The organism is Cyclobacteriaceae bacterium (genome assembly GCA_025808415.1).
Taxonomy (GTDB): Bacteria; Bacteroidota; Bacteroidia; order Cytophagales; family Cyclobacteriaceae; genus UBA2336.
The window spans coordinates 714,959-736,711 of the sequence record CP075525.1; the positions used below are offsets into that span (position 1 = coordinate 714,959).

Genomic DNA, 21,753 nt, shown 5'->3' on the forward strand with positions numbered 1-21,753 from the left:
CCGATTAGTTTTCTACCAACGCTTTAGCAAAAACGTTTTCAAAAGCCTGTTGCAAGTCGGCCTTGATGTCGTCAATGTGTTCTAACCCCACGGAAATGCGCAGCAGCGTAGGCAACACGCCAGTTGAAAGCTGCTCTTCTTCGGTGAGTTGTTGGTGCGTGGTGGCCGAAGGTTGAATGATGAGTGTTTTCGCATCACCCACGTTGGCGAGGTGGCTTACCAGTTTCAGGCTATCGACAAATTTGGTGGCATTTTGTTTCGTGCCTTTGATGGTAAACGATAGCACGGCACCAAAACCATTTTTCAGATATTTTTTTGCCAGGTTGTGGTACGTTGAACTCTTCAATCCGGGATAGTTTACGCTCTCCACTTTCGGATGTTGCTCCAGCCATTCGGCCAGGTTCAGCGCATTATCTATGGCACGTTGAACGCGAAGCGATAAAGTTTCCAAGCCTTGCAGGAAGAGGAATGAATTGAATGGGCTTAAGGCAGGGCCAAAATCACGCAATCCTTCTACACGGGCACGAATGATGAACGCAATGTTGGGCAGGCCAAGGGGATTGCCCTCACCGAATATGTCCCAGAATTTTAATCCATGATAACCTTCAGAGGGTTCAGTGAACTGCGGGAATTTTCCATTGCCCCAATTGTAGTTTCCGCCATCAACAATCACCCCGCCAATGGATGTACCATGGCCGCCTATCCATTTGGTGGCTGAAGCAACCACCACGTTGGCACCATGCTCTAACGGGCGGAACAGATAACCTGCTGCACCAAATGTGTTATCAACAATCAGTGGAATGTCATGTTTCTTCGCCAATGCTGCAATGGCTTCAAAATCCGGGATATTAAAGCCCGGGTTTCCGATCGACTCCAGGTAAATGGCTTTGGTATTCTTGTCGATTAGTTTTTCGAACGCTTCGGGTTTGTCGCCTTCAGCAAAGCGTGCATCGATACCCAGGCGCTTAAACGATACTTTGAATTGATTGTAAGTGCCCCCGTACAAGAAAGAGGTGGTAACGAAATTGTCACCGGCCTGTAGAATGTTGTTCAGTGCGATGAACTGTGCAGCCTGGCCGGAACCAACGGCCAAGGCAGCTACGCCACCTTCCAGTGCAGCAATTCGTTTTTCCAGCACATCGGTGGTGGGGTTCATGATGCGCGTGTAAATGTTGCCGAATTCTTTTAAGGCAAACAAGTTGGCACCATGTTCGGAATCTTTGAACGTGTACGAAGTGGTTTGATAAATCGGTACTGCACGTGAGCGTGTTACAGGATCAACTTCCTGCCCGGCATGAAGTTGTAAGGTTTCGAATCGATAGTTTGACATGATGAGTATGTTTTAATTGTTTTTGTTTTAGTTCAGAAAAAAGTTGATGGGCGTTGGGTTGGACAGGTTATCGTTAACAGGGCAACGATTTTCAATTTCCTTCAGCAATTTGATTTTGAGTTGATCATCAAGCGGCTCGCTGGTTTTTAATTGTACGGTTAGTGACTTATAGCCTGCCCGATCGGTGTAAGAAGATCCGAAAAGCCGGCTTGGATTGATTTCACCTTCAATGTCAACCCGCAAGTCAGGCAGTTTGATTTGAAGTTCGTTGGCAACAATGTGCGCCACAACATTTACGCAACCGGCATAACCGGCCAACACATATTCAACCGGGTTAGGCGCCAGGTTAGTGCCGCCCAGGGCTTCGGGCTCGTCAACAACCAAGGTAAAGCCACGGGTGCTTACTTCGGTCCGTGCAGCCGATTGGCTTTTTGACTGCACAGAAAATTTGAGGGATTGAGACATAGGTATAGTTTTTTGTTTGGTGAATAATTGATTTCAACAGGGAACGTTCAACAGGCAGATACACGATGACCCGTTGCGGTCAGTGAACTGATCGTGATGTTGTTACGCTAAGAAAAAATGGATGCTTAACAACAACACGGACAACAAATACACATACAACAAGGCTGTTGCATGTCGGTTGTCATGCTGTGGTAAAGGGATGTGATAGAAGAGAACAAAGCACGTAAGCCTTTCAGGCTTGCTTCGGTGAATGTGTTGATGATGTTTTTCATTTTTTCATCGGTTTATAGTTCCACACGACCTTCGTGTGGCAGGATTTAGCACCTTTTCTCCAACAAGGAGGGGGTTGCTAGCGCGTCATAGAGCCTGTTCTCTCAGCGCTTCTTTATAAATCGATTGAGCGATGTGCTTTCTTCGACTTGATGATGCAAACGTAAAGGCCGGAATTATTGTTTCCAAGTAAAGCGCGAAAAAATTTTGAGATAATTATGAAAAGCAGAGCGAACAATCGTTTGGTCAGGTGGATGCTGGCGGGTCTTTTCTTTCTTACTGAATGCACTGCTTATGCTCAGGATTTCAATGTGTTGCGTAACAAAATGGTGAAGGAACAATTGACTGATCGGGGCATAAAGTCAACCACTGTTTTGGATGCCATGAATAAAGTTGAGCGCCATCGTTTTGTTCCTGTGGATTTGATGAAAGAAGCATACAACGACTATCCTTTGCCCATTGGTGAAGGTCAGACAATATCGCAACCCTACATCGTAGCCTTTATGACTGAGGCACTTAACCTGAAGCCAACAGATAGGGTGCTGGAGATAGGAACGGGCTCTGGTTATCAGGCAGCTATTTTGGGAGAAATAGTGAAAGAAGTATACTCCATTGAGATTGTAGAAGTGCTTGGACTTCGGGCGAAAAACTTATTACATGAGTTGGGTTATGCCAATATTCAAGTGCGTATTGGTGACGGGTATCAGGGCTGGCCGGAGGCATCACCATCTGATGCGATTATTGTTACCTGTTCACCCAAGAAAATACCCGAACCACTTCAGGCACAGTTGGCGGAAGGCGGGCGGATGATCATTCCTGTGGGTGAAGACTACAAACAGGAGTTGGTGCTCATCACCAAAGAAAAGGGAAAACTTAAGCAGAAGAGTCGCTTGCGCGTGATGTTTGTGCCCATGAAAGATGGTGGCGGAAGGCGATATTGATTTTGAATTTCGTATGTTGGCACAAGCTTTGCATAACTGCAGCAAACCAAAACCCTTATGAAAAAGACAGTCTTTTACGTATTTAATTTTCTATTCCTCTTCCTGATTTCGTGTTCAGATAATGATCAATTTCAGCCATCACCTTCTGCAATAATTACTTTCATTGGCAATGATGGTGAATTACTCCACACCGGCAGAGATAAAGCCACAATGAAGTCTTATTTCTATAAGACTGACTATGATGGAAAAATAAAATGGATACATTCATTAAAGGTTGATGCGTCATCAACCAACAAAATTTGTCCTATGGCTGATGGTTCAGCGCTGGTTGCCAGCTATTCTGATGGTATCGGCCAGCTTATTTATGTATCTCCTTCAGGTATTAAGGCGTGGGAGAAGACAACTGAGTTTTTTGTTTATAATATTTTTCTGCATAACAACGAGTTTTGGCTTACTGGTAAAAAGAGCCAGGGACTAGGAATGGTGGCCGTCAATAAAGATTCAGGTGAAGTTTTGGCAGAAACTATTCTGAATGATTTTCAGCAGCATCCGACCATTTTTCCGGCTTACAAATACTTTCAGGGTGTTGTGTATTTGGTTACTCCCGTGGAGCAGCATCTTTCGATCGTCAAGCTAGACAAGTCAGGAGAAATCTGGCGAAAAAATAACAATGATAATGTACCCGCTTATGCCCCGAAACACATCGAAATAGAAACGGACGGCACAATTTCGGTTTTTGTTTACGAAAAGAGAAAAATTGAATTCGATGTGAATGGCGATTGGATGGCAACACAAAATATATTTGATGAGGGCTTTACTTTAATGGGTAATGCGTTGTATCACAAAACCAGTTCTGGCTTTCATATATTTTATACAGGCGATGGAAAAATAGTTTGGCTAACACTCAGCAATAGTTTTGAAATTTTATCCACAAGGAATATTCTAACAGGGGCCAGTATCAATGTGCCAGTGCAAAGCAAAGGTATTGAAGATGGCATGCTTCTGAGTATTTATGGTAACTCCTTCGTTGATGGTGATGTTTCGTTTGTCTACAGGCTTTCCAATGACGGAACAATATCCCAATTGCAATAAGTGCAAAAATCCTTCAGCGAGCGTGAAAACATTTCGCTGAAGGATTTTATGAATATTTCTTGATCAACTGTATCTGCCCGATGTGGTAAATATCATGGTGGATTACACCATGCAGCAATACAAAAAAATCATATTTGCGGTTGGCTACTTCTTCCCAAAGTTTTTCTGAAGACACCGTTTCAATGGCCTGCAATAGTGCTTGCTGGCTTTCCTCCAGTTGTTTTAATGCGGTGGACCAGCCTGTTTCAGGTGGGAAGTTTTGATCGTCTGTTAACTCAAACTCCGAATCACCCAGCAGCCGCTTGGTAACAAACGTGCGCCACGATACCATATGAAGTACTAACTGAACAATACTATGACTGTCACCTGCTTTTTTCCGGCAGTTGGTATCATTAACATCTTTTAAAACGTCCATAATAGAAGGCCCGTGCCAGGCTTTGCCGTTATAAACGCGCTGTACAAGTTTACCTAGGTTTTGGATTTCGTTCATGCCATCAGGTTAACATACCACCATCCACCTGTAATACCTGGCCGGTAATGTAAGCAGACATATCACTCGCAAGGAACACACACGCATCAGCAACATCTTCAGGTCTTCCACCACGCTTTAATGGAATGGCATCGCGCCAGCTTTGAACAGTCTTCTCATCAAGTTTGCCCGTCATTTCTGTTTCAATAAAACCGGGCGCAATAGCATTGGAACGGATGCCACGAGAACCTAATTCAAGGGCTACGGATTTTGTAAAACCTAAAATTCCTGCTTTCGAAGCGGCATAATTTGATTGCCCCGCATTCCCTTTTAATCCTACTACTGATGTCATGTTGATGATGGAACCGCTTTTTTGTTTCATCATTGGTTTGGTCGCTGCTTTAACCGTATTGAAGCACGACTTCAGGTTTACGTTAATTACTTTATCCCAGGCTTCTTCATTCAGGCGAAGCAACAGGTTGTCCATGGTAATACCGGCATTGTTCACCAATACATCAAGCGAACCGAAATCGGCAACAACATCATTGATAAGTTTATCGGCCTGCGCAAAATCGGAAGCATCGGAACGATAACCTTTTGCTTTCACGCCTTTGGAGGCCAACTCAGCTTCCAGCGCCTGGCCTTGTTCAACACTGGATAAGTAGGTGAAGGCCACGTTGGCTCCTTGTTCGGCAAACTTAAGTGCAATAGATCTTCCTATGCCTTTTGATGCCCCGGTTACGAGTGCGGTTTTTCCCTGGAGTAATTTCATTGATAATCTGGTTTGGTGGTCAAAATTAGCCAATTCCGTCAAAATTCATGGATTTTTATATACTCTTATGAGTCTCCGCAAAGCCCTTTTTATTTGAAAGAGCCACGGCTGGTCTTATCTTTGGCCACTTAAATATTAACCTGATTCGATTATGTCTAAATACGATCTTATTGTTATTGGTTCTGGTCCGGGTGGTTATGTGGCCGCGATTCGCGCATCACAACTGGGTATGAAGGTTGGTGTAGTGGAGAAAGCCGAGTTGGGCGGTATCTGTCTGAACTGGGGTTGTATTCCTACCAAAGCATTATTAAAAAGTGCCAATGTTTTTGAATACATCAGCCATGCAAAGGATTATGGCATAACCGTGAAAGATGCCCAGGCTGATTTGCCAGGCATGGTAAAACGCAGCCGCGAAGTGGCAGCCGGCATGAGCAAGGGCATTCAGTTTTTGTTCAAGAAAAATAAGATTGATCATATAGCTGGCCTGGGGAAACTAAAAAAGGGTGGTAAGGTTGAAGTTACTGCAGCCGATGGAAAGAAGACCGATTATGAGGCCAAGCATATTATCCTGGCTACCGGTGGGCGTTCGCGCGAATTGCCCGCATTGAAAATTGATGGAAAAAAAATTATCGGCTATCGCGAAGCCATGGTGCTCGAAAATCAGCCTAAGAAGATGCTGGTGGTAGGTTCCGGTGCGATCGGTGTTGAGTTTGCCTACTTCTATAACACCATCGGTACGGAAGTTACCATCGTGGAGTTTATGCCACGTATCGTTCCCGTAGAAGATGAGGAGGTTTCAAAAACATTGGAGAAGGCTTTTAAGAAAGCCGGTATGACCATTCACACCAGCTCGGAAGTTACGGCAGTAGATACCAAGGGGAAAAATTGTGTGGCCACGGTGAAGACACCCTCGGGCGAAATTAAAATCGAAGCGGATGTAGTTTTATCGGCTGTTGGTGTGAGCACTAACCTTGAAGGAATAGGTTTAGAAGAAGTTGGTGTCAAAACGGATAAAGGAAAAGTAATCGTAGATGATTTCTACAAAACCAATGTTTCGGGTGTGTATGCTATTGGCGATATAGTGAAAGGCCCGGCTTTGGCGCATGTGGCTTCTGCCGAAGGCATTATCTGTGTCGAAAAAATTGCCGGCCATAATCCGGAGCCATTGAACTATAATAACCTTCCGGGTTGTACCTACTGCTCACCTGAAATTGCATCGGTAGGGTATACTGAAGAAGCCGCAAAGAAAGCCGGCTATGAAATTAAAGTTGGTAAGTTTCCGTTTACGGCCTCCGGTAAAGCGAAGGCTGGTGGCGCATCCGATGGTTTTGTAAAAGTGATTTTTGACGCCAAATATGGCGAGTGGCTGGGTGCGCACTTTATCGGTGCCAACGTAACCGAAATGATTGCTGAGGTTGTGGTGGCACGCAAGTTGGAAACGACCGGTCATGAAATTATCAAATCTGTACACCCACACCCTACTATGAGTGAGGCGGTGATGGAAGCTGCTGCCGCAGCTTACGGTGAAGTGATCCACCTGTAAAAAAGTTGCACAGAGTCAATTTGTAAAAATGCCCTGGTTAAAAGGGCATTTTTATTTCGAAAGGATGCAATGGCCATAAATGGCCTTTTTGGTGCCATTAATCGATCAATTGGTTCTTTGGAAGAACATTTCCTTGTGTTTAAAGTTATACTTTAAGATCTTCGGTATGATTATCTATGAAAAAGGTTGTTCCGATTGGATTTTCCTTCGCCCGGGCAAGGGTTTTTGCACACTTGATGGCCCTTACTGGGTTGCCTGTTTTCTGTTTTGGTTATTTACTACCGTAAGCCGTTAACCTTATGAAAAAGCAACTTCCGCTTCATTCGTACTTTTCCCGCGCCAGGGTGTTTGGTTATATGGTCATGGGGATCATAATCCTTATCTCGGTGTATTTGATCATTTCCCTTTTCATCGATTAATGCTTCGCCTTTCCGGCAAGTCAGTTTTTTGCACTTTTTTAACTATTTCCACTTCCCCGATTTAATACTTTTGTTCCCATGAACATTTATGTTATGCGGAAACTCGCTTTTGTTTGTTGCTTTTTTGCAATCGGGCATACGTTCGCCCAAAAGTCAGACTCGCTTTTTCAGGTTCAGTACACAAATGCCCTGAATAAATTGAATGATGGTGCATACCGTGAGGCTTCGGCACAACTTTCCCAACTTATTGGCGCAGGGTTTACAAACCCTGAAGCATACCTGAAGCGGGGTGTTGCTTTTGTTCAGTTGAAAGAGTACGAAAAAGCCAAACCAGATTTTGATCAGGCTTCAAAAGCCGGAATTGCCACCGCAGAATTATTTGAGTTTCGTGGCACGATGCGCTATGCACTTAAAGACTGGAAAGGCGCTGTGGATGACCTGGAAAAAGTAACATCAACCGGCCGGTCGGATGTTGAGATTTTTCAAAAGATAGGCATTGCAAAATATTCCTTACAAGATTACAAAGGCGCGGCCGATGCATTGGCAAAAGTTGTGCAACGCGGTGTAAAGGACAAAGAGGTTTTCAGCATGCTTGGCCTGAGCCTGGGAAAACTTGATGATTGTAAAGGTGCATCGCAAGCCTTGTCTGCGGCTGCATCTATGGGCGCCAGCAGCAAGGAGATTTTTACGCAGTTGGGCAATTGCCAATATTCAGCAAAGGATTATTCCGGTGCTACCGAATCATTAAGCCGCGCCATTGGATTGGGTGAAAATACAGCGGTAATTTTTTTAACCCGTGGGCATAGCTTGTACATCCAAAAGGATTATGACAATGCTTCAAAAGACTATGAGAAATTTATTTCAATGGGTGGTAATGATTTTGATGTGTTCAAAAACCTGGGCGACATACGCTTTACCAAAAATGATTTTCAGGGGGCTATTAAATACTACGATCAGGCCATCAAAAGTTCTGATAAAGATGCAATAGTCTTTAACAATCGCGGTAAAGCAAAAATGAGTATTGGCGATAGCAAAGGCGCGCTTCCGGATTTTGATCGGGCTTTGCAATTAAACCCAACCAATACCAAGGCCATGTTTAACCGCGGGATGGCACGTTTCGAGGTGCAGGATTATACCGGTGCCGTGGAAGATTTAGAGAAAACAAAAACAACAGAAGGCGACTCACCCGAATTACAGCGCAAACTGGGCATCGCTAAATATAGCATCGGTATGAAAGATGCTGCACGTACTAATCTTGAAGCTGCCCTAAAAGGTGGTATAAAGGATTCAAAAACACTGCTGTATGCAGGCTACCTTCGCTTTGATAATAACGATTTCAAGGGTGCTGTTGAGGCTTTGACTGCGGCAGAAATGGGTGGCGAAAAAGAAGCCACGATTTATGAAAAACGCGGCAAGGCTTCCTTTCAACTAAAAGATTATGCGGCAGCCGTGGTTGATCTTGAAAATGTAGTTAAGAAGGGCAATGCTGATTTGGTTACTTACGAAGCACTGGGTATCGCTTATGTGAACCTCCAAAAGGATAAAGAGGCAGTTCCGGCATTGGATAAGGCCGCTGCCATGGGAAGCAAAAATAAAGACGTTTACTATCAACTAGGCAATGCCCGGTTCAAACAAAATAATTTTGATGGAGCCATTGAATCATATGATAAGGCTGTGACGTTGGGCGCCAGTGATGAGGTGGTGTTTAACAACAGAGGAAAAGCAAAACTCAACAAAGGCGAAGCAAAGGAATCCATTGAAGACTTCACGCGGGCGCTTGGCGTCAAGCAAGATTATGTACTGGCTTACAAAAACAGGGCAAAGGCTCGGTATCAATTGAATGAATATACTGCGGTTATAACCGATGTTGCCGTGGTGGTTGCCCGCAACCAGGCCGATGCAGATGACTATGCACTGTTGGGTTTATCCCGGTATAACATGAAAGATTATGCAGGCTCAGTCGGTGACCTGACAAAGGCCATCGATGGGGGTAGTAAAGATAACAGCGTGGTACTGACCCGCGGTACTGCTTATCTTGAACTAAAGGAGTACGAAAAAGCAGTTGCAGACTTGACGAAGGCTATTGACGGTGGTGAGAAATCTTCAGGTGTTTTCGCAAAGCGTGGTAAGGCAAAATATTTTCTTAAAGATTATGCCGGGGCGTTGCCCGATTTGGAAAAAGCTATTCAGCAAGGCGAAATGGATGCAGCGCTCTTTGACATGCGTGGCTACTGCAAATATGAAGCGAAAAATTTCAATGGAGCCATTGAAGACTTTTCATCAGCTATTACAAAAGATCCGAAGCTAGCCGTTGCTTATTTTCACCGCGGTGATGCGCAGTTCCGGTCCGCTAACTGGAGTGGTGCCATACAGGATTATACGCAAGCTATAGGTTTGGGTATGAAGGATCCGATATTGTTCAACAACCGGGGTAAGGCATTTCTTGAACAGGAAAACTACACGGAAGCCATCAGCGACTTTTCGGCCGCCCTGGCAATTAACAAAGACTTTACAAAGGCTTATGAAAACCGCGGCCAGGCTTACTTCAAGATGAATAAGTTTACTGAAGCATCAAAAGACTTGCGGGCAGCGGAAAAACTTATGGAGAAGCCTGAACCAGAATTATATAAACTGCTGGCCGACTCGTATTTCAACGGAAAGAATTATGTTGTTGCCCTGGAGTACTTCGATAAACTCATAAAAGCCGGTTACAACGATAAGGATGTGTACTACCGAAGAGGGAGGGTTTTATTGGAAAAGGAAGACTTTGCTGCGGCCATCAAAGATTTTGATGCAGCACAAAAGGCCGGTGATAATTCCATTCAGTTATTGTTGGACAAAGCAAAAGCCTATTTGGGCCTGGGCGATGGAAAGTCGGCCATTGCGGAACTCAGCAACGTTATTTCCATCGATAAGAATAACACCAATGCGTACTTTAACCGCGCCATGATTAAGGAAGACCTGAAGGATTTTGAAGGTGCCGTGTTGGATTATAACCGAGTGCTTTCCATTAATCCTGATGATGGCCTGGCCTATTACAACCGGGCAAATTGTAAAGCCGAAATGGACGACATTGGGGCGGGCATTTCCGACCTGGACGATGCCATTCGTGTAGAACCTAAAAATGCATCATATTACAAGCTGCGCGGTAACTTTTACTACCAGTTAAAGGAAACCGATAAGGCCTGCTTCGATTGGCGCAGGGCGGTTGAACTGGGCGATGCCAAGGCCCGGTTCCAAATCGATCAATATTGTCGGAAAAAGTAGCATCACTCCAGTAAGCGATTTTTCTAATCAGGAAATAAATTCTCCTTTTTGGAATGATTCACTTCCCTTAACAAAGGGATTCATCGAATTGACCTTGTATATGTTTTGGAATCATTCTTGTAGCTAACGCTTTTTGAAAAAATCTTACACACGCTTGTTGGCGAACAACACTTCACCCTGGCGTGAATTCCCCACAAGTACTTTGCAAGAGATTTCAAAAAGGAGGGACAATGAAAACGTTTGGCGCATTTCTGGTGATGGTTCTTACAGGTTATGGCGTAATGGCCAATACTGTAAAAGGCAAGGTTGTTTCCGTGGTTGATGGCAATACCCTGGAAATTATAGCTGAGGATAATGAGACCTATAAGGTTGTACTTTCTGGTATTGATAGCCCCGAGCTCGATCAGGAGTTTGGGGAAACGGCAAAGGAATTTTTGGAGAAGGCCATCCGTGATAAAGCCATACAGGTACAACTCCAGGGAAGAGACCGTTGGGGAAATTATGTTGGCATAGTTTACACGAATAAAGGTGTTGATGTACGGAAATTATTACTATCAAACGGATTGGCATGGGTAATTGAAAAGGATGCCACCGATGAGTTCAAAAGCCTTGAACAAAAGGCGCGTGAGCAAGGTGCAGGTTTGTGGCAACACGAGTCACCTACACCCCCTTGGGTATACCGCAGGCAACAATCCATGCTTCAGCCCAAAGGTGTTTAACCGGTAATCCAACGCTTAAATAAGTTTGTTTGTCGGAACGATAACCTCGGGCACAATTTTCACACATTTCAGTGGTTAATATATTTGTGCTATGAGCAGGTTGCTGATTTTAATTTTGATGCTTGCGAGCCTGATACCGGGACTTGCCCAGTCTTCTAAAAAAAAGAAGAATGCGCAGGCACCTTCTGCCCAACCAAGTTCTGTTGAGCCTTATTACCCAAAACGTACCTACGAACCCCAAAAGAAAAAATCAACCGATAAAGTTACCTATGATGCACGCGACCGCTTCTACGACAGGATGGAGCAGGTAGCTAAAGCGCACCGAAAGGCCGAGAAAGAATTATCCAAACCACAGTACTCCGACCCTTCTTATTTTGGCCATAAGCGCCCACCTAAAAGACGCCCGGTGGATAAAATGAAGTACTGCAAAGAGTGCGGCATACGCCATTAATATTTTATTCTTAAGCTAAACCTTTGGTCTTTGTCCCACAGGCCGCTGATTTTCTGATTTTAACGAAACCCTGAAGAATATCAACAGCGTATCGTAAATTTCAGCAATGAACCTTGCCGATTACATCGAACACACAAACCTGTCGCCAATGCTTACCATAAGGGATATTGACAGGCTGGTGGAGGAGGCTGTTCAAAATAAATTCTTTGGTGTTTGTGTTCCGCCCTTTTGGGTAAAGCGTGCCCAACGCGAAATCGGAAAAAATAAAATTGCACTTGTTACCGTAGCAGGATTTCCGCTTGGTTATAACATGACCGAAACAAAACTTGACGAAATAAAGCGTGCAATCGATAACGGGGCTGATGAAGTGGATGTGGTGTGGAATATAACTTCTTTTAAAACGGGCATACCGTGGACAAAAATCGAACTGGCCAAGTGCAGCAAACTATGCCACGATCACCAGAAGCTTGTAAAGATTATCATTGAAACCGCGTATCTTTCAGATGATGAAATTATCCTGGCATGCAAACTTTGTGCAGATGCTGGAGTGGATTTTGTAAAAACCTCAACGGGTTTTGCCCCTGCGGGCGCTAAGGTTGAACACATTCGCTTAATGCGAAGTGCACTACCGCTGGATGTGGGCATTAAAGCATCGGGAGGAATTAAGACAAAAGAGCAGGCAATTGAAATGATTACAGCAGGTGCCGATCGGCTGGGTACTTCATCGGGAATAAATATTGTAACAATTTCCTAGTATAAAATCATGAGTAAATTTTTATCGAATATGTTTCCGGAGGCTTCCGCCATTCCGGAAGATATTAACGTAACGTATGTTGAGCAGCGCGAGTACCTGATCAATGGCGAACTCAGGCATTGGCCGGGTGCATTAAATACCGTTCAAAGCCCCGTGTTTGTAAAAGAAGGCACGCACTACAAGCAACAAGTTATTGGCGCAACACCTTTGCTCACCTCCATTGAAGCGTTGCTGGCCCTTGATGCCGCAGTTGAGGCTTACAACCTCGGGCATGGGTTGTGGCCTACCTTATCCGTAGCGGAAAGGATTACGCATATTGAAAAGTTTCTTGCCCTGATGCGTGAACAACGGGAAGATGTAGTAAAGCTATTGATGTGGGAGATCGGAAAAACATTGAAAGATTCGGAAAAGGAATTTGACCGGACCTGCGATTATATCGTGGATACCGTTAAGGCCTTAAAAGAACTTGATCGCAACTCAGCCAAGTTAGTGGAGGAACAGGGCTTTATGGCCCAAATCCGAAGAGTGCCGTTAGGTGTTGCCTTGTGCATGGGCCCATTCAACTATCCGTTAAACGAAACCTTCAGTACACTTATCCCGGCCTTGATCATGGGCAATACCGTGGTGTTTAAGCCAGCCAAGTATGGGGTGTTGTTAATTCGCCCACTGTTGAAAGCATTTCAGCAAAGTTTCCCTCCGGGGGTTGTTAACATTATTTATGGTAAGGGACGCGATACCGTTGGGGCACTTATGGAAACCGGTAAGGTTGATGTGTTTGCTTTTATTGGAACCAATAAAGGAGCCAACGATTTAAAACGCCTTCATCCGAAGCCCCATCGCCTGAAATCCATTCTTGGGCTGGATGCAAAAAATCCGGCTATTGTATTACCGGATGCTGACTTGGATACCACCATAACCGAATGTGTTACCGGATCGTTATCGTTTAACGGACAACGGTGCACGGCCCTGAAAATATTGTTTGTTCACAACAGTATTGTGGATGAATTTATCAAAAGATTTATAGCTGAAGTTGCCAAACTAAAACCCGGTATGCCGTGGGAAAATGGTGTTCAACTCACGCCTTTACCTGAGCCCGGTAAAACCGATTACTTGCGTGGATTGCTGGAGGATGCTAAAAAGCACGGAGCCAAGGTTATGAACGAGCATGGCGGTGAAATATTGAATTCGTTTTTTTATCCTGCTGTACTGTATCCGGTCAACGAGAAAATGAAAATTTATCATGAGGAGCAATTCGGCCCTGTAATTCCTGTTGTGCCATTCGAAACGGATGAGGAAGCCATACGGTATGTGGTTAACTCAAACTTTGGCCAGCAGGTAAGTATTTTCGGGAGCGATAGCAAAAAGATTGCCTCTTACATTGATATGTTTACCAACCAGGTTGGCCGGATAAACGTGAACACACAATGCCAGCGTGGGCCGGATACGTTTCCGTTCAACGGCAGAAAAGATTCGGCAGAAGGAACACTTTCGGTAGCCGATGCCTTGCGTGTGTTTTCCATTCGCACCCTGGTGGCTACAAAAGCTACCGATGGCAACAAGCAAATCATCAGCACCATTATCCGCAACCGCGAATCGGTATTTCTCAGTACCGATTACATCATGTAAGCCCGAATGAAGCATATTTCCATTCGCGTAACCGGAAAGGTTCAAGGTGTTTTCTTTCGTGCTTCGGCTGTTTCGGCTGCGCAGCAAATCGGAGTGCGTGGCTTTGTTCGTAACGAACCTGACGGGAGTGTTTACTTAGAAGTTGAGGGAAGCGATGAACAACTAAACGCATTGGTTGCGTGGTGCAAGATTGGGCCGCCCCGTGCCCGGGTAGATGAGGTTCAGGTAAATGAAAGCATAACGCTATATCATTTCAACGATTTTAAAATTATTCGCTAAGTGGATGTTCGTGTAAAATTTTTGGGAGCAGCCGGAAGTGTTACCGGTTCGCGTTATCTGGTAGATGCCGGTGACTTTCGTTTTCTTTTTGATTGTGGATTGTTTCAGGGATTAAAAGACTTGCGTCTGCGTAACTGGGATGAGTTTCCGGTTGATCCATCCACTATACAATGCGTTGTGATCAGTCATGCCCACATTGATCATATCGGCTATTTACCAAAGCTCGTAAAAGAAGGTTTCACTGGCCCCATTTATTGCACGCATCCAACGGCCGATTTGATGGAAATTCTATTACTTGATTCTGCCAAACTGCAGGAAGAAGAAGCATTGTTTGCCGAGAAGAAGGGCTATTCAAAACATGAGCATCCAAAACCATTGTATACAGAAGGTGATGTAAAAGCAGTATTTCCATTGGTGAAATCATTCGGATACAATGAACACATTCGTATTCATAGCAGAGCTGAAATTATTTATCGCGATGCAGGCCACTTACTGGGATCGGCCATAACCGAAGTTCTTCTTGAAGGCGATTCACAGAAAAAAAAGCTTGTGTTTTCCGGTGACATTGGCCGGTATACCAGTGCCATGCTGCATCCTCCAACGGCCATTGAGCAAACGGATGTGCTTTTTGTGGAGTCAACGTATGGCAATCAGGAAAACGCATATGATGATCCTACGGATGATTTTGTGCGCATCGTAAACGAAACGATTCATCGGGGAGGGGTTTTGTTGATTCCGGCCTTTGCCGTAGGCCGAACGCAGGGTATTTTATATTACATGCGTCAGCTGATGAAGGAGGATAGGATTCCGGATGTGCCCGTGTACATCGACAGCCCCATGGCGATTTCATCTACCTATTTGTTTTTCAAGCATCCTAAATTTCTGAAGGAAAGTTTTAACCTGGAAGAATTTGCGCGTGAAGCAGAAACCAACATGGTGGTGTTTGTCCGGTCCAATGAACACTCGAAATCGTTGAATGAAATTAAGAAGAATGCCATCATCATTTCTTCCAGCGGTATGCTTACGGGTGGAAGAATACTGCATCACTTGTATCACAGGCTGCGCAGAAAAGAAGACACTATACTGATGGCAGGCTTTCAGGCAGAGGGCACACGCGGAAGAAGATTATTGGATGGTGAAAAGACCATTAAAATTTTTGGTGAACAAGTGCCGGTAAACTGTAAACTGGAATACATCAGCTCTATGAGCGGGCATGCCGATAAGGGGGAGTTGTTTCGGTGGCTGGGAAATTTTAAAGACAAACCGAAGTTTACGTTTACCATACACGGTGAAAGTCCGGGTATTGATGAGTATGCACAAACTATTCGGAAAGAATTGGGTTGGAATGTAGTGGTACCTCAGTACCTGGAAAGTTTTGAGTTGTTCAAAGGTATATGATCGTTTTTTAGTTGTACGTATAATTATTATATTTATGACGTATAAAATTAGAAACGATGGACGCCAAGATCACACTGCGTTTTGATCGAGAGATTATCCGTAAAGCCAAACGGTTTGCAGAAGCAAATAATCTCAGCCTTTCAAGGTTAACTGAACTTCTGTATAAAAAGATCACCAGCGCGAAGTATCAGGAGTTGGAAGACCTGCCTGTTGCCGATTGGGTTCAGCAATTGGCGGAAGGAGAGGTGGAGTACAAAACCAGTAGGCGCACGCGTAAAGCAGCTAAGTCTGAATTCTACGGATCCCGGAAATGAACGTTTTTCTGGATGCCAACATACTGGTTTCTGTTTTGAACAAGGAGTACCCGCTTTTTGTGCACAGCGCCCGTATAGTAAGCCTGGCCGGCACTACACGTTTCAAAATATTCACTTCACCACTTTGCCTGGCCATTGGATATTATTTTGCTGAAAAAAAGAGTGGCGCAAACTTGGCAAAACAAAAGATTAAACTGCTCACACAAAGGATTAATATTAGTACTATCGATGAAGAAGTTGTTTTGCAAGCTGCTGGTGATAAAGCTATTCATGATTTTGAAGATGGTATTGAATATTATGCTGCTAAAAAATCAAAATGCACCTGCCTTGTTACTGAAGATGCAAAGGATTTTTATTTTTCTAAGATTAAAGTGCTGACAGCCGAACAGTTTGTGCAGCACTACTTACTTTGATCAGGCACTTTTAACAATCCCTTTTTGGGGATGAATTTTAACTTCGAAGAATTGTGCAGCAAATGTGGTGAGCCTGTTACCGATAAATTGTGCTTCTGCTTCATGCGGATAAAACACCGTAAGTTCGAGCACACCCATGATAAAGTTGTTGTGCTGCGAAAAGGTTCTTACCCATTTTTTGAATTCCTCAGTCCATTCCCGGCAATAGCGATCAAAGGGCTCTTCGCCTGAAAAGATGAATTCCAGTTGGTTATGGTGGTAATACCGGAACCGGAATATCCCCGACAGGGTAATGTAAAAATCGTGCAATTTTGTAAAATCGTTTGATTGATGTTGCTGGATGCGTTGGATGGTTTCGTCTACCAGGCCTAAGGGGTTGTGTTGCAGCATGTACTGCACTTTAACGTAATCTACCAGGTATTCGAGGAGGGAATTTTCCAGCGACAGTTGGGCCTGTTCTAAAACATAATTCTTATCAAGCGGAAAGAATTTGCGCACCACGGGCGTAAAGGTTTCACAAAAATAGTTAATTCAACGTTCAAAATTCAATAGTTAACCAAACTGAATTTTGGATAGCATTTAAATACGGAACCTTGAACTTTGAATTTTAATATAGTCCAGAACAAATTTGGTTAATTATAACTCTTGCTGGCCATTTTCCACCCGAATAACTCCTTTATCCACATGTGGGCGTACTTGCGTGCAACCTGTGTATCAACACTGTTGCCTTCCTTTACCTGTACTGCGTATTCTGTTCCCGAAACATAGGCATGATCACCTGTTACTAAAATTTTTTCAATTCTCCGGTGCAAGGAAAGGTAATGCGGCAACGGATTAGGATCATGGTGTACTTTGTTGTGTAGTTCATCAAGGGTAAAGTCCTTCAGCCAAATACTTTTTAATGCAACAGTATCTCGTTTCAGGAGTGCCCTGATCTCCATCGACTCGGCCCTGGCCAGTGCCTCTTCAACAGGGGTCAACGCTATGTTGAGAGTTTCAACGGTAACGTCATCAATTTTTATCCATCGTTTTTGTTTCTCACCAGTGAAGTTGCCTAACACTGTTGTGTTTATGGTTTTAAATGAAGTCGGTCTTGGTGAATGGATGCTATCCGTACCCTGTCCGAATGACTGAGCTTTAGAATGGAATACTGTGCATACAATCAGTGCAGCTTTAAAAGCTACTAAATGATTATTAATCCTAAGTCCCAAAACTCTCTGCCCTTGCCTGGTTTAAGTAAACATCGAATTCAATTGGGGAGTCAGCCATGTCGAGCAGGCAACCAGTTGGAACAGGCGGATAGATTTCAGCGTAGGTTTTCACCATGTTCATAAACACCCTGCGGTACACGTGTGTGCGGTTGATTTTATCGGGGCTATCTAAACCGGTGGAGGAAAGCAGTTCAACAAAACTATCTACCGTGTGTTTGTGGAAATTAGCCACACGTGCTTTCTTGTCTTCTACCACCAATCCTTTGGCGAAGTACGGATCTTGTGTAGCCACACCAACGGGGCAGGTATTTTTGTTACACTCCAGTGCTTGTATGCAGCCGAGCGCCATCATCATCGCACGGGCACAATTGGCAAAGTCAGCGCCTAAGGCCATCGCACGGAAAATATGAAACCCGGAAAGAATTTTTCCGGAACAATCCAGCTTGATATGCTCACGAATACCAAAGCCTCGTAATGCATCATCAGCAAAAGCAACAGCATCCAACAAGGGCATGCCTACAAAGTTGGTAAACTCTGGTGGTGCTGCGCCTGTTCCTCCTTCACCGCCATCAATGGTAATGAAGTCGGGGTACGTGTTGAGTTGCACCATTGCCTTGCAGATGCCCAAAAATTCACTTTTGCGTCCAATGCAAAGTTTAAAGCCAATCGGTTTTCCATCGGAGAGCTCACGTAGTTGTTTAACAAATTCAATCAGGCCAATCGGTGTGCTAAATGCACTGTGAAACGGTGGCGAGAAAACCGTAGTGCCGGGCGTTACACCACGGATGGCCGCAATCTCCGGTGTGTTTTTCTTGGCCGGCAAAATGCCTCCATGCCCCGGCTTGGCGCCTTGCGATAATTTTATCTCAATCATTTTTACTTCGGGGCGGGTGGCATTTTTCCGAAAGGCCTCGGGAGAAAAATTCCCGGCTTCATCGCGCGCACCAAAGTATCCGGTACCTATTTGCCAAATCAAGTCACCGCCATACTTGAGGTGATGCGGACTTATACCCCCTTCACCGGTGTTGTGTGCAAACCCTCCGATTTTAGCGCCTGCATTTAATGCTTCAACTGCATTACCACTAAGCGAACCAAAACTCATGGCCGATACATTCAATATACTGGCCGAGTAGGGTTGCTTGCAATCTTTATTGCCTACCAACACACGCGGACTATGGTCCAGCTTGTGATGGTCCAACGGAGTAACTGAATGTGTGATCCATTCATATCCTTCGGCATAAACATTGAGTTGTGTTCCAAAGGGAACCGTATCCAGTTGTTTTTTAGCGCGCTGGTAAATAACGGAGCGATCGATTCGGTTGATCGGTGCGCCATCCGTATCGGATTCAACAAAATATTGCTGGATTTTGGGGCGTAGATCTTCAAACACGTAACGCAACCGGCCGGCCAGCGGAAAGTTGCGCTTAAGCGACTGGCGGGTTTGAACCATATCCTGTACGCCCATAAAAATTATGGGGCCTATCAGTACAAAAGTCCACAGGGCATAAATCCAGAAGTATGCCCAAACCAGGATTAATGCCGTAACAATAATACTGCAGATGATGAATAGCTTTCTCATAGGGTTTTTTAATAACTGAAACAATCAAGATAGCTTGTACATAGGAAAACAGCAAGCCTGTTATTATCTTTCGTTTACCTAAACCAACTCATTATGCTTAAGAAGATACTCACCGGAGTATTGCTGGTGCTGGTTGTTATGCAATTACTCCAACCTGAAAAAAACAAATCGGAAGGGATTGCTGCGGATGATATTTCCAATACGTATAGCGTGCCCGAGGCCGTTCATGCGGTGTTTGTCGAGAAGTGTTACGATTGCCACAGCAACAACACGAGCTATCCCTGGTATGTTTATGTTCAACCCATAGGTTGGTGGCTGGCTTCACATATCAAGGAAGGTAAGGAGCATTTGAATTTTTCAGCTTTCAGGACTTACCCTGCAAACAAGGCAAGCCACAAACTGGAAGAGATTTCTGAGGCTATAACGGAAGGCTGGATGCCCTTGGAAAGTTACTTGTGGTTACATCGCGATGCGAAAGTAACACCTGAAGAAACCCGGTTAATCAATAACTGGCTTGATTCCATTGGCATACCGGTTAAAGACAATGAAGAATAAAAGAATAATGTTAGTTATACTGAATAAACTCCGGCCGCTTTACAAAACCGGCACTGAATTTTACCCGCAGGTTTGAGGCTACCGAAATACGGAAATGTGACAGGTCCTCCGTAACCCTTGGAAACCAAAATAACTTGAGTTCAATTGTTCCAAACACCAGGTTTTCATTTCGGGTGCGCAGGCCACCACCAATACCTGCGTAAGCTTTTTGCCGGAAGATGGATTCATCTTTAGGTGCAATCATCGATATTTCGCCAAAAGCAAGTGGCGCAAAGCGAAAGCCTACTATGGACAGGGGCGTGAAGACTATCGTTTGCGAGTAGATGGAAAGACGCTGGGCACCCAATACGCTGTCTGCACCAAAACCAGTAAGGCCGTAGTCGCTGTTAACAGTAAGCGGTTCTTTTATGCGCGGGTTCATTTGTGTTGTGTAGCTGATACCCAGGTATTGCCTTACTTTAAGTTGCCTGAATTCAATAAGCTTGCTGAAAAGCGTGGCTGAGGCCAGCAAGGTAATGTCCTCCAGTTCGCTGTTGCCCCAAAATCCTTCTGCCTGAAGTTTATATTCATGGAAGTCGCCATTTTTCATCACTAATGTTTTATCCAGTTCGGCCCCCATGTAAGGCCGCGAAAGTTCGAATTGCCTTACCGTGCCGGCCATTAAGGTGAGGTTTTTCCCATAGGGCACGTCTTCGGTGCGCCCAAACCCATATACGTACCGGGTTTTGTAAAAATTCTGGTTGAAAAATGTTACCGAGCCCAATACGAACGATTTGTTGTTGTAAAGCGGATTCGTTTGTTCTGAAAGTTGCTCCGGTTGTTTTATAAATTGTTGGCGGAAGGTCCGCAAAGCAACAACGTGCCGGTTTCGGTTTTCCATTTTAGTATTGATACCGATGTTATAACCGACCCATGCATCCTGAATATTATAACGGTAATGCCGAAAGGCTGTATCGGCTTTTTGAAAAATATTGGTTGACCAGTTCTGGCTTAACTCCAAACCACCGGCCATGCGCGTATAGGGCGACACCAGCGGACGGGTTAACCTTACCAAAACCGCTTGTTCATTTTCAAGCCCCAGGCTTGATCCATTGTCGATTTGCGTATACGATACGGTGGCATCAATGAGGCTACCCTGGATACTGTTTTTGGTATAAACAAATTGATATCCTAACCGCGGATCGCGATCGGGATTGAACACCCCATTCATTTGAATGCGTTGCGCTCGCCCACCAACATTTACATCGTATAAGCCGAAGCGATAGGTATTCAGTGAGCGCGGGGTAAACGTTCCGCCCAGGGCAAACACATCACGGGTAAGAATAAATAAATCCACTGAATCGGTATTGCCGTTAACGGGCTCGGCAACAATACGGGCATCCAGTATAAAATCCAGGTCGCGGAGGTAACGTTCATTGTCGGCAAGCTTGTACGGATTAAGCCTTTGGTGTTTGTGCACAAACAAGTTGTTACGTATGGTTTTCTCGCGCGAATTTTGGTGAAGATCGTTCGCTAGCTTCCCTATTTTTTTCATGATGTTGGTGCTACTGGTATCGTAGATGCTGCGTTCAAAACCAATATGCTCAACAATAATGTTACGGATCACTTTTCCTTCATAAGGCAGAAATGGAGTTTCGCTTTTCTTTTGAAGAATACTGTCTTGCACGCCACGGGTTATGCTTTTTATTGCTTTGGTTCGTGCTGCATCAATCCGGTCGCGGGCACTTTTGCGTTCTTGCCCCATGCTTGTCAGTGAAGCAAAACAAAGTACGGTAAACACAAAAAATCGTACCCCAATGGTGTGCTTCCAAAGCATGGTTGTATTGTGTTAAATACGTTTTGTATTCAACCGCTAAAATCAGCTTTTGTTGTGTTCTTAAAAAGCG

Annotated in this window: 21 protein-coding genes and 1 riboswitch; of the genes, 13 read left to right on the forward strand and 8 right to left on the reverse strand. The window is 44.5% G+C overall.

The genetic code is table 11. From position 1 onward, the window contains the following. Positions 1-4 precede the first annotated feature (4 nt). Both KIT51_03335 and KIT51_03340 read right to left on the reverse strand, forming a co-directional pair. Positions 5-1,330 carry an O-acetylhomoserine aminocarboxypropyltransferase/cysteine synthase gene (locus KIT51_03335; protein ID UYN87319.1) on the reverse strand — a complete coding sequence of 442 codons (1,326 nt, stop codon included), beginning with the start codon at positions 1,328-1,330 and terminating at the stop codon, positions 5-7. Between the two features lie 27 nt (positions 1,331-1,357). Further along, positions 1,358-1,795, reverse strand: a complete 438-nt coding sequence (locus tag KIT51_03340) for an OsmC family protein (GenBank protein ID UYN87320.1) — start codon at positions 1,793-1,795, stop codon at positions 1,358-1,360. A 281-nt stretch (positions 1,796-2,076) separates the two neighbouring features. Continuing rightward, a riboswitch (SAM riboswitch) is annotated at positions 2,077-2,189 on the reverse strand. Positions 2,190-2,319: 130 nt separating this feature from the next. Between KIT51_03340 and KIT51_03345 the strand changes: the two genes are divergently transcribed. Further along, a complete protein-coding gene (locus tag KIT51_03345; GenBank protein UYN88485.1) occupies positions 2,320-3,006 on the forward strand; it encodes a protein-L-isoaspartate(D-aspartate) O-methyltransferase in 687 nt (228 codons plus the stop codon). Between the two features lie 57 nt (positions 3,007-3,063). Next, the gene (locus KIT51_03350; protein UYN87321.1) at positions 3,064-4,098 is read left to right on the forward strand and encodes a hypothetical protein; all 1,035 of its coding nucleotides are present in this window, start codon (positions 3,064-3,066) and stop codon (positions 4,096-4,098) included. 46 nt (positions 4,099-4,144) lie between these two features. Here the strand turns inward: KIT51_03350 and KIT51_03355 are convergent, their stop codons facing one another. Continuing rightward, a complete protein-coding gene (locus KIT51_03355) occupies positions 4,145-4,588 on the reverse strand; it encodes a DinB family protein (GenBank protein UYN87322.1) in 444 nt (147 codons plus the stop codon). A 4-nt stretch (positions 4,589-4,592) separates the two neighbouring features. Then, on the reverse strand, positions 4,593-5,339 hold the full coding sequence (gene fabG / locus KIT51_03360; protein ID UYN87323.1) for a 3-oxoacyl-[acyl-carrier-protein] reductase: 747 nt from the start codon (positions 5,337-5,339) through the stop codon (positions 4,593-4,595). A 151-nt stretch (positions 5,340-5,490) separates the two neighbouring features. Between fabG and lpdA the strand changes: the two genes are divergently transcribed. From lpdA to KIT51_03410, 10 genes are all read left to right on the forward strand, one after another. Continuing rightward, positions 5,491-6,882 carry a dihydrolipoyl dehydrogenase gene (gene lpdA, locus KIT51_03365; GenBank protein UYN87324.1) on the forward strand — a complete coding sequence of 464 codons (1,392 nt, stop codon included), beginning with the start codon at positions 5,491-5,493 and terminating at the stop codon, positions 6,880-6,882. A 497-nt stretch (positions 6,883-7,379) separates the two neighbouring features. Continuing rightward, positions 7,380-10,568, forward strand: coding sequence for a tetratricopeptide repeat protein (locus KIT51_03370; protein UYN87325.1), 3,189 nt, complete (start codon positions 7,380-7,382; stop codon positions 10,566-10,568). Between the two features lie 230 nt (positions 10,569-10,798). Continuing rightward, complete coding sequence (locus KIT51_03375; protein UYN87326.1) at positions 10,799-11,287, forward strand: thermonuclease family protein; 489 nt, start codon at positions 10,799-10,801, stop codon at positions 11,285-11,287. A gap of 91 nt (positions 11,288-11,378) precedes the next feature. Continuing rightward, a complete protein-coding gene (locus tag KIT51_03380; protein ID UYN88632.1) occupies positions 11,379-11,738 on the forward strand; it encodes a hypothetical protein in 360 nt (119 codons plus the stop codon). 106 nt (positions 11,739-11,844) lie between these two features. Beyond that, positions 11,845-12,492 carry a deoxyribose-phosphate aldolase gene (gene deoC, locus KIT51_03385; protein ID UYN87327.1) on the forward strand — a complete coding sequence of 216 codons (648 nt, stop codon included), beginning with the start codon at positions 11,845-11,847 and terminating at the stop codon, positions 12,490-12,492. A gap of 9 nt (positions 12,493-12,501) precedes the next feature. Beyond that, on the forward strand, positions 12,502-14,118 hold the full coding sequence (locus KIT51_03390; protein ID UYN87328.1) for an NADP-dependent glyceraldehyde-3-phosphate dehydrogenase: 1,617 nt from the start codon (positions 12,502-12,504) through the stop codon (positions 14,116-14,118). Positions 14,119-14,124: 6 nt separating this feature from the next. Continuing rightward, positions 14,125-14,397 (forward strand): acylphosphatase, encoded by a 273-nt coding sequence (locus KIT51_03395; GenBank protein ID UYN87329.1) that lies wholly within the window; start codon positions 14,125-14,127, stop codon positions 14,395-14,397. Further along, entirely contained in the window at positions 14,398-15,795 is a 1,398-nt protein-coding gene (locus KIT51_03400) for an MBL fold metallo-hydrolase (protein ID UYN87330.1), read from the forward strand. 56 nt (positions 15,796-15,851) lie between these two features. Beyond that, positions 15,852-16,109, forward strand: a complete 258-nt coding sequence (locus tag KIT51_03405; protein ID UYN87331.1) for a hypothetical protein — start codon at positions 15,852-15,854, stop codon at positions 16,107-16,109. Beyond that, positions 16,106-16,522, forward strand: a complete 417-nt coding sequence (locus KIT51_03410) for a PIN domain-containing protein (protein ID UYN87332.1) — start codon at positions 16,106-16,108, stop codon at positions 16,520-16,522. Before KIT51_03405 ends, KIT51_03410 begins: the two co-directional genes overlap by 4 nt. On the opposite strand, the gene KIT51_03415 is transcribed toward KIT51_03410, so the two are convergent. From KIT51_03415 to KIT51_03425, 3 genes are all read right to left on the reverse strand, one after another. Beyond that, complete coding sequence (locus tag KIT51_03415) at positions 16,523-17,023, reverse strand: hypothetical protein (protein ID UYN87333.1); 501 nt, start codon at positions 17,021-17,023, stop codon at positions 16,523-16,525. It lies immediately after the preceding gene. A 131-nt stretch (positions 17,024-17,154) separates the two neighbouring features. Continuing rightward, positions 17,155-17,583 carry a nuclear transport factor 2 family protein gene (locus KIT51_03420; GenBank protein ID UYN87334.1) on the reverse strand — a complete coding sequence of 143 codons (429 nt, stop codon included), beginning with the start codon at positions 17,581-17,583 and terminating at the stop codon, positions 17,155-17,157. Positions 17,584-17,722: 139 nt separating this feature from the next. Continuing rightward, positions 17,723-19,312 carry an FMN-binding glutamate synthase family protein gene (locus tag KIT51_03425; protein ID UYN87335.1) on the reverse strand — a complete coding sequence of 530 codons (1,590 nt, stop codon included), beginning with the start codon at positions 19,310-19,312 and terminating at the stop codon, positions 17,723-17,725. A 93-nt stretch (positions 19,313-19,405) separates the two neighbouring features. Between KIT51_03425 and KIT51_03430 the strand changes: the two genes are divergently transcribed. Beyond that, positions 19,406-19,867: a heme-binding domain-containing protein gene (locus KIT51_03430; GenBank protein ID UYN87336.1), complete on the forward strand. Its 462-nt coding sequence runs from the start codon at positions 19,406-19,408 to the stop codon at positions 19,865-19,867. A 10-nt stretch (positions 19,868-19,877) separates the two neighbouring features. On the opposite strand, the gene KIT51_03435 is transcribed toward KIT51_03430, so the two are convergent. After that, the gene (locus KIT51_03435) at positions 19,878-21,683 is read right to left on the reverse strand and encodes a hypothetical protein (protein ID UYN87337.1); all 1,806 of its coding nucleotides are present in this window, start codon (positions 21,681-21,683) and stop codon (positions 19,878-19,880) included. Positions 21,684-21,753: the final 70 nt, after the last annotated feature.

Coding starts and splice junctions, on each gene's coding strand:
- fabG (UYN87323.1), bottom strand. CDS start 5,339: ATGAAATTACTCCAGGGAAAAACCGCACTCGTAACCGGGGCATCAAAA.
- KIT51_03425 (UYN87335.1), bottom strand. CDS start 19,312: ATGAGAAAGCTATTCATCATCTGCAGTATTATTGTTACGGCATTAATC.
- KIT51_03395 (UYN87329.1), top strand. CDS start 14,125: ATGAAGCATATTTCCATTCGCGTAACCGGAAAGGTTCAAGGTGTTTTC.
- KIT51_03380 (UYN88632.1), top strand. CDS start 11,379: ATGAGCAGGTTGCTGATTTTAATTTTGATGCTTGCGAGCCTGATACCG.
- KIT51_03430 (UYN87336.1), top strand. CDS start 19,406: ATGCTTAAGAAGATACTCACCGGAGTATTGCTGGTGCTGGTTGTTATG.
- KIT51_03345 (UYN88485.1), top strand. CDS start 2,320: ATGCTGGCGGGTCTTTTCTTTCTTACTGAATGCACTGCTTATGCTCAG.
- KIT51_03335 (UYN87319.1), bottom strand. CDS start 1,330: ATGTCAAACTATCGATTCGAAACCTTACAACTTCATGCCGGGCAGGAA.
- KIT51_03435 (UYN87337.1), bottom strand. CDS start 21,683: ATGCTTTGGAAGCACACCATTGGGGTACGATTTTTTGTGTTTACCGTA.
- KIT51_03375 (UYN87326.1), top strand. CDS start 10,799: ATGAAAACGTTTGGCGCATTTCTGGTGATGGTTCTTACAGGTTATGGC.
- KIT51_03390 (UYN87328.1), top strand. CDS start 12,502: ATGAGTAAATTTTTATCGAATATGTTTCCGGAGGCTTCCGCCATTCCG.
- KIT51_03410 (UYN87332.1), top strand. CDS start 16,106: ATGAACGTTTTTCTGGATGCCAACATACTGGTTTCTGTTTTGAACAAG.
- KIT51_03355 (UYN87322.1), bottom strand. CDS start 4,588: ATGAACGAAATCCAAAACCTAGGTAAACTTGTACAGCGCGTTTATAAC.
- KIT51_03370 (UYN87325.1), top strand. CDS start 7,380: ATGAACATTTATGTTATGCGGAAACTCGCTTTTGTTTGTTGCTTTTTT.
- KIT51_03340 (UYN87320.1), bottom strand. CDS start 1,795: ATGTCTCAATCCCTCAAATTTTCTGTGCAGTCAAAAAGCCAATCGGCT.
- KIT51_03405 (UYN87331.1), top strand. CDS start 15,852: ATGGACGCCAAGATCACACTGCGTTTTGATCGAGAGATTATCCGTAAA.
- deoC (UYN87327.1), top strand. CDS start 11,845: ATGAACCTTGCCGATTACATCGAACACACAAACCTGTCGCCAATGCTT.
- KIT51_03350 (UYN87321.1), top strand. CDS start 3,064: ATGAAAAAGACAGTCTTTTACGTATTTAATTTTCTATTCCTCTTCCTG.
- lpdA (UYN87324.1), top strand. CDS start 5,491: ATGTCTAAATACGATCTTATTGTTATTGGTTCTGGTCCGGGTGGTTAT.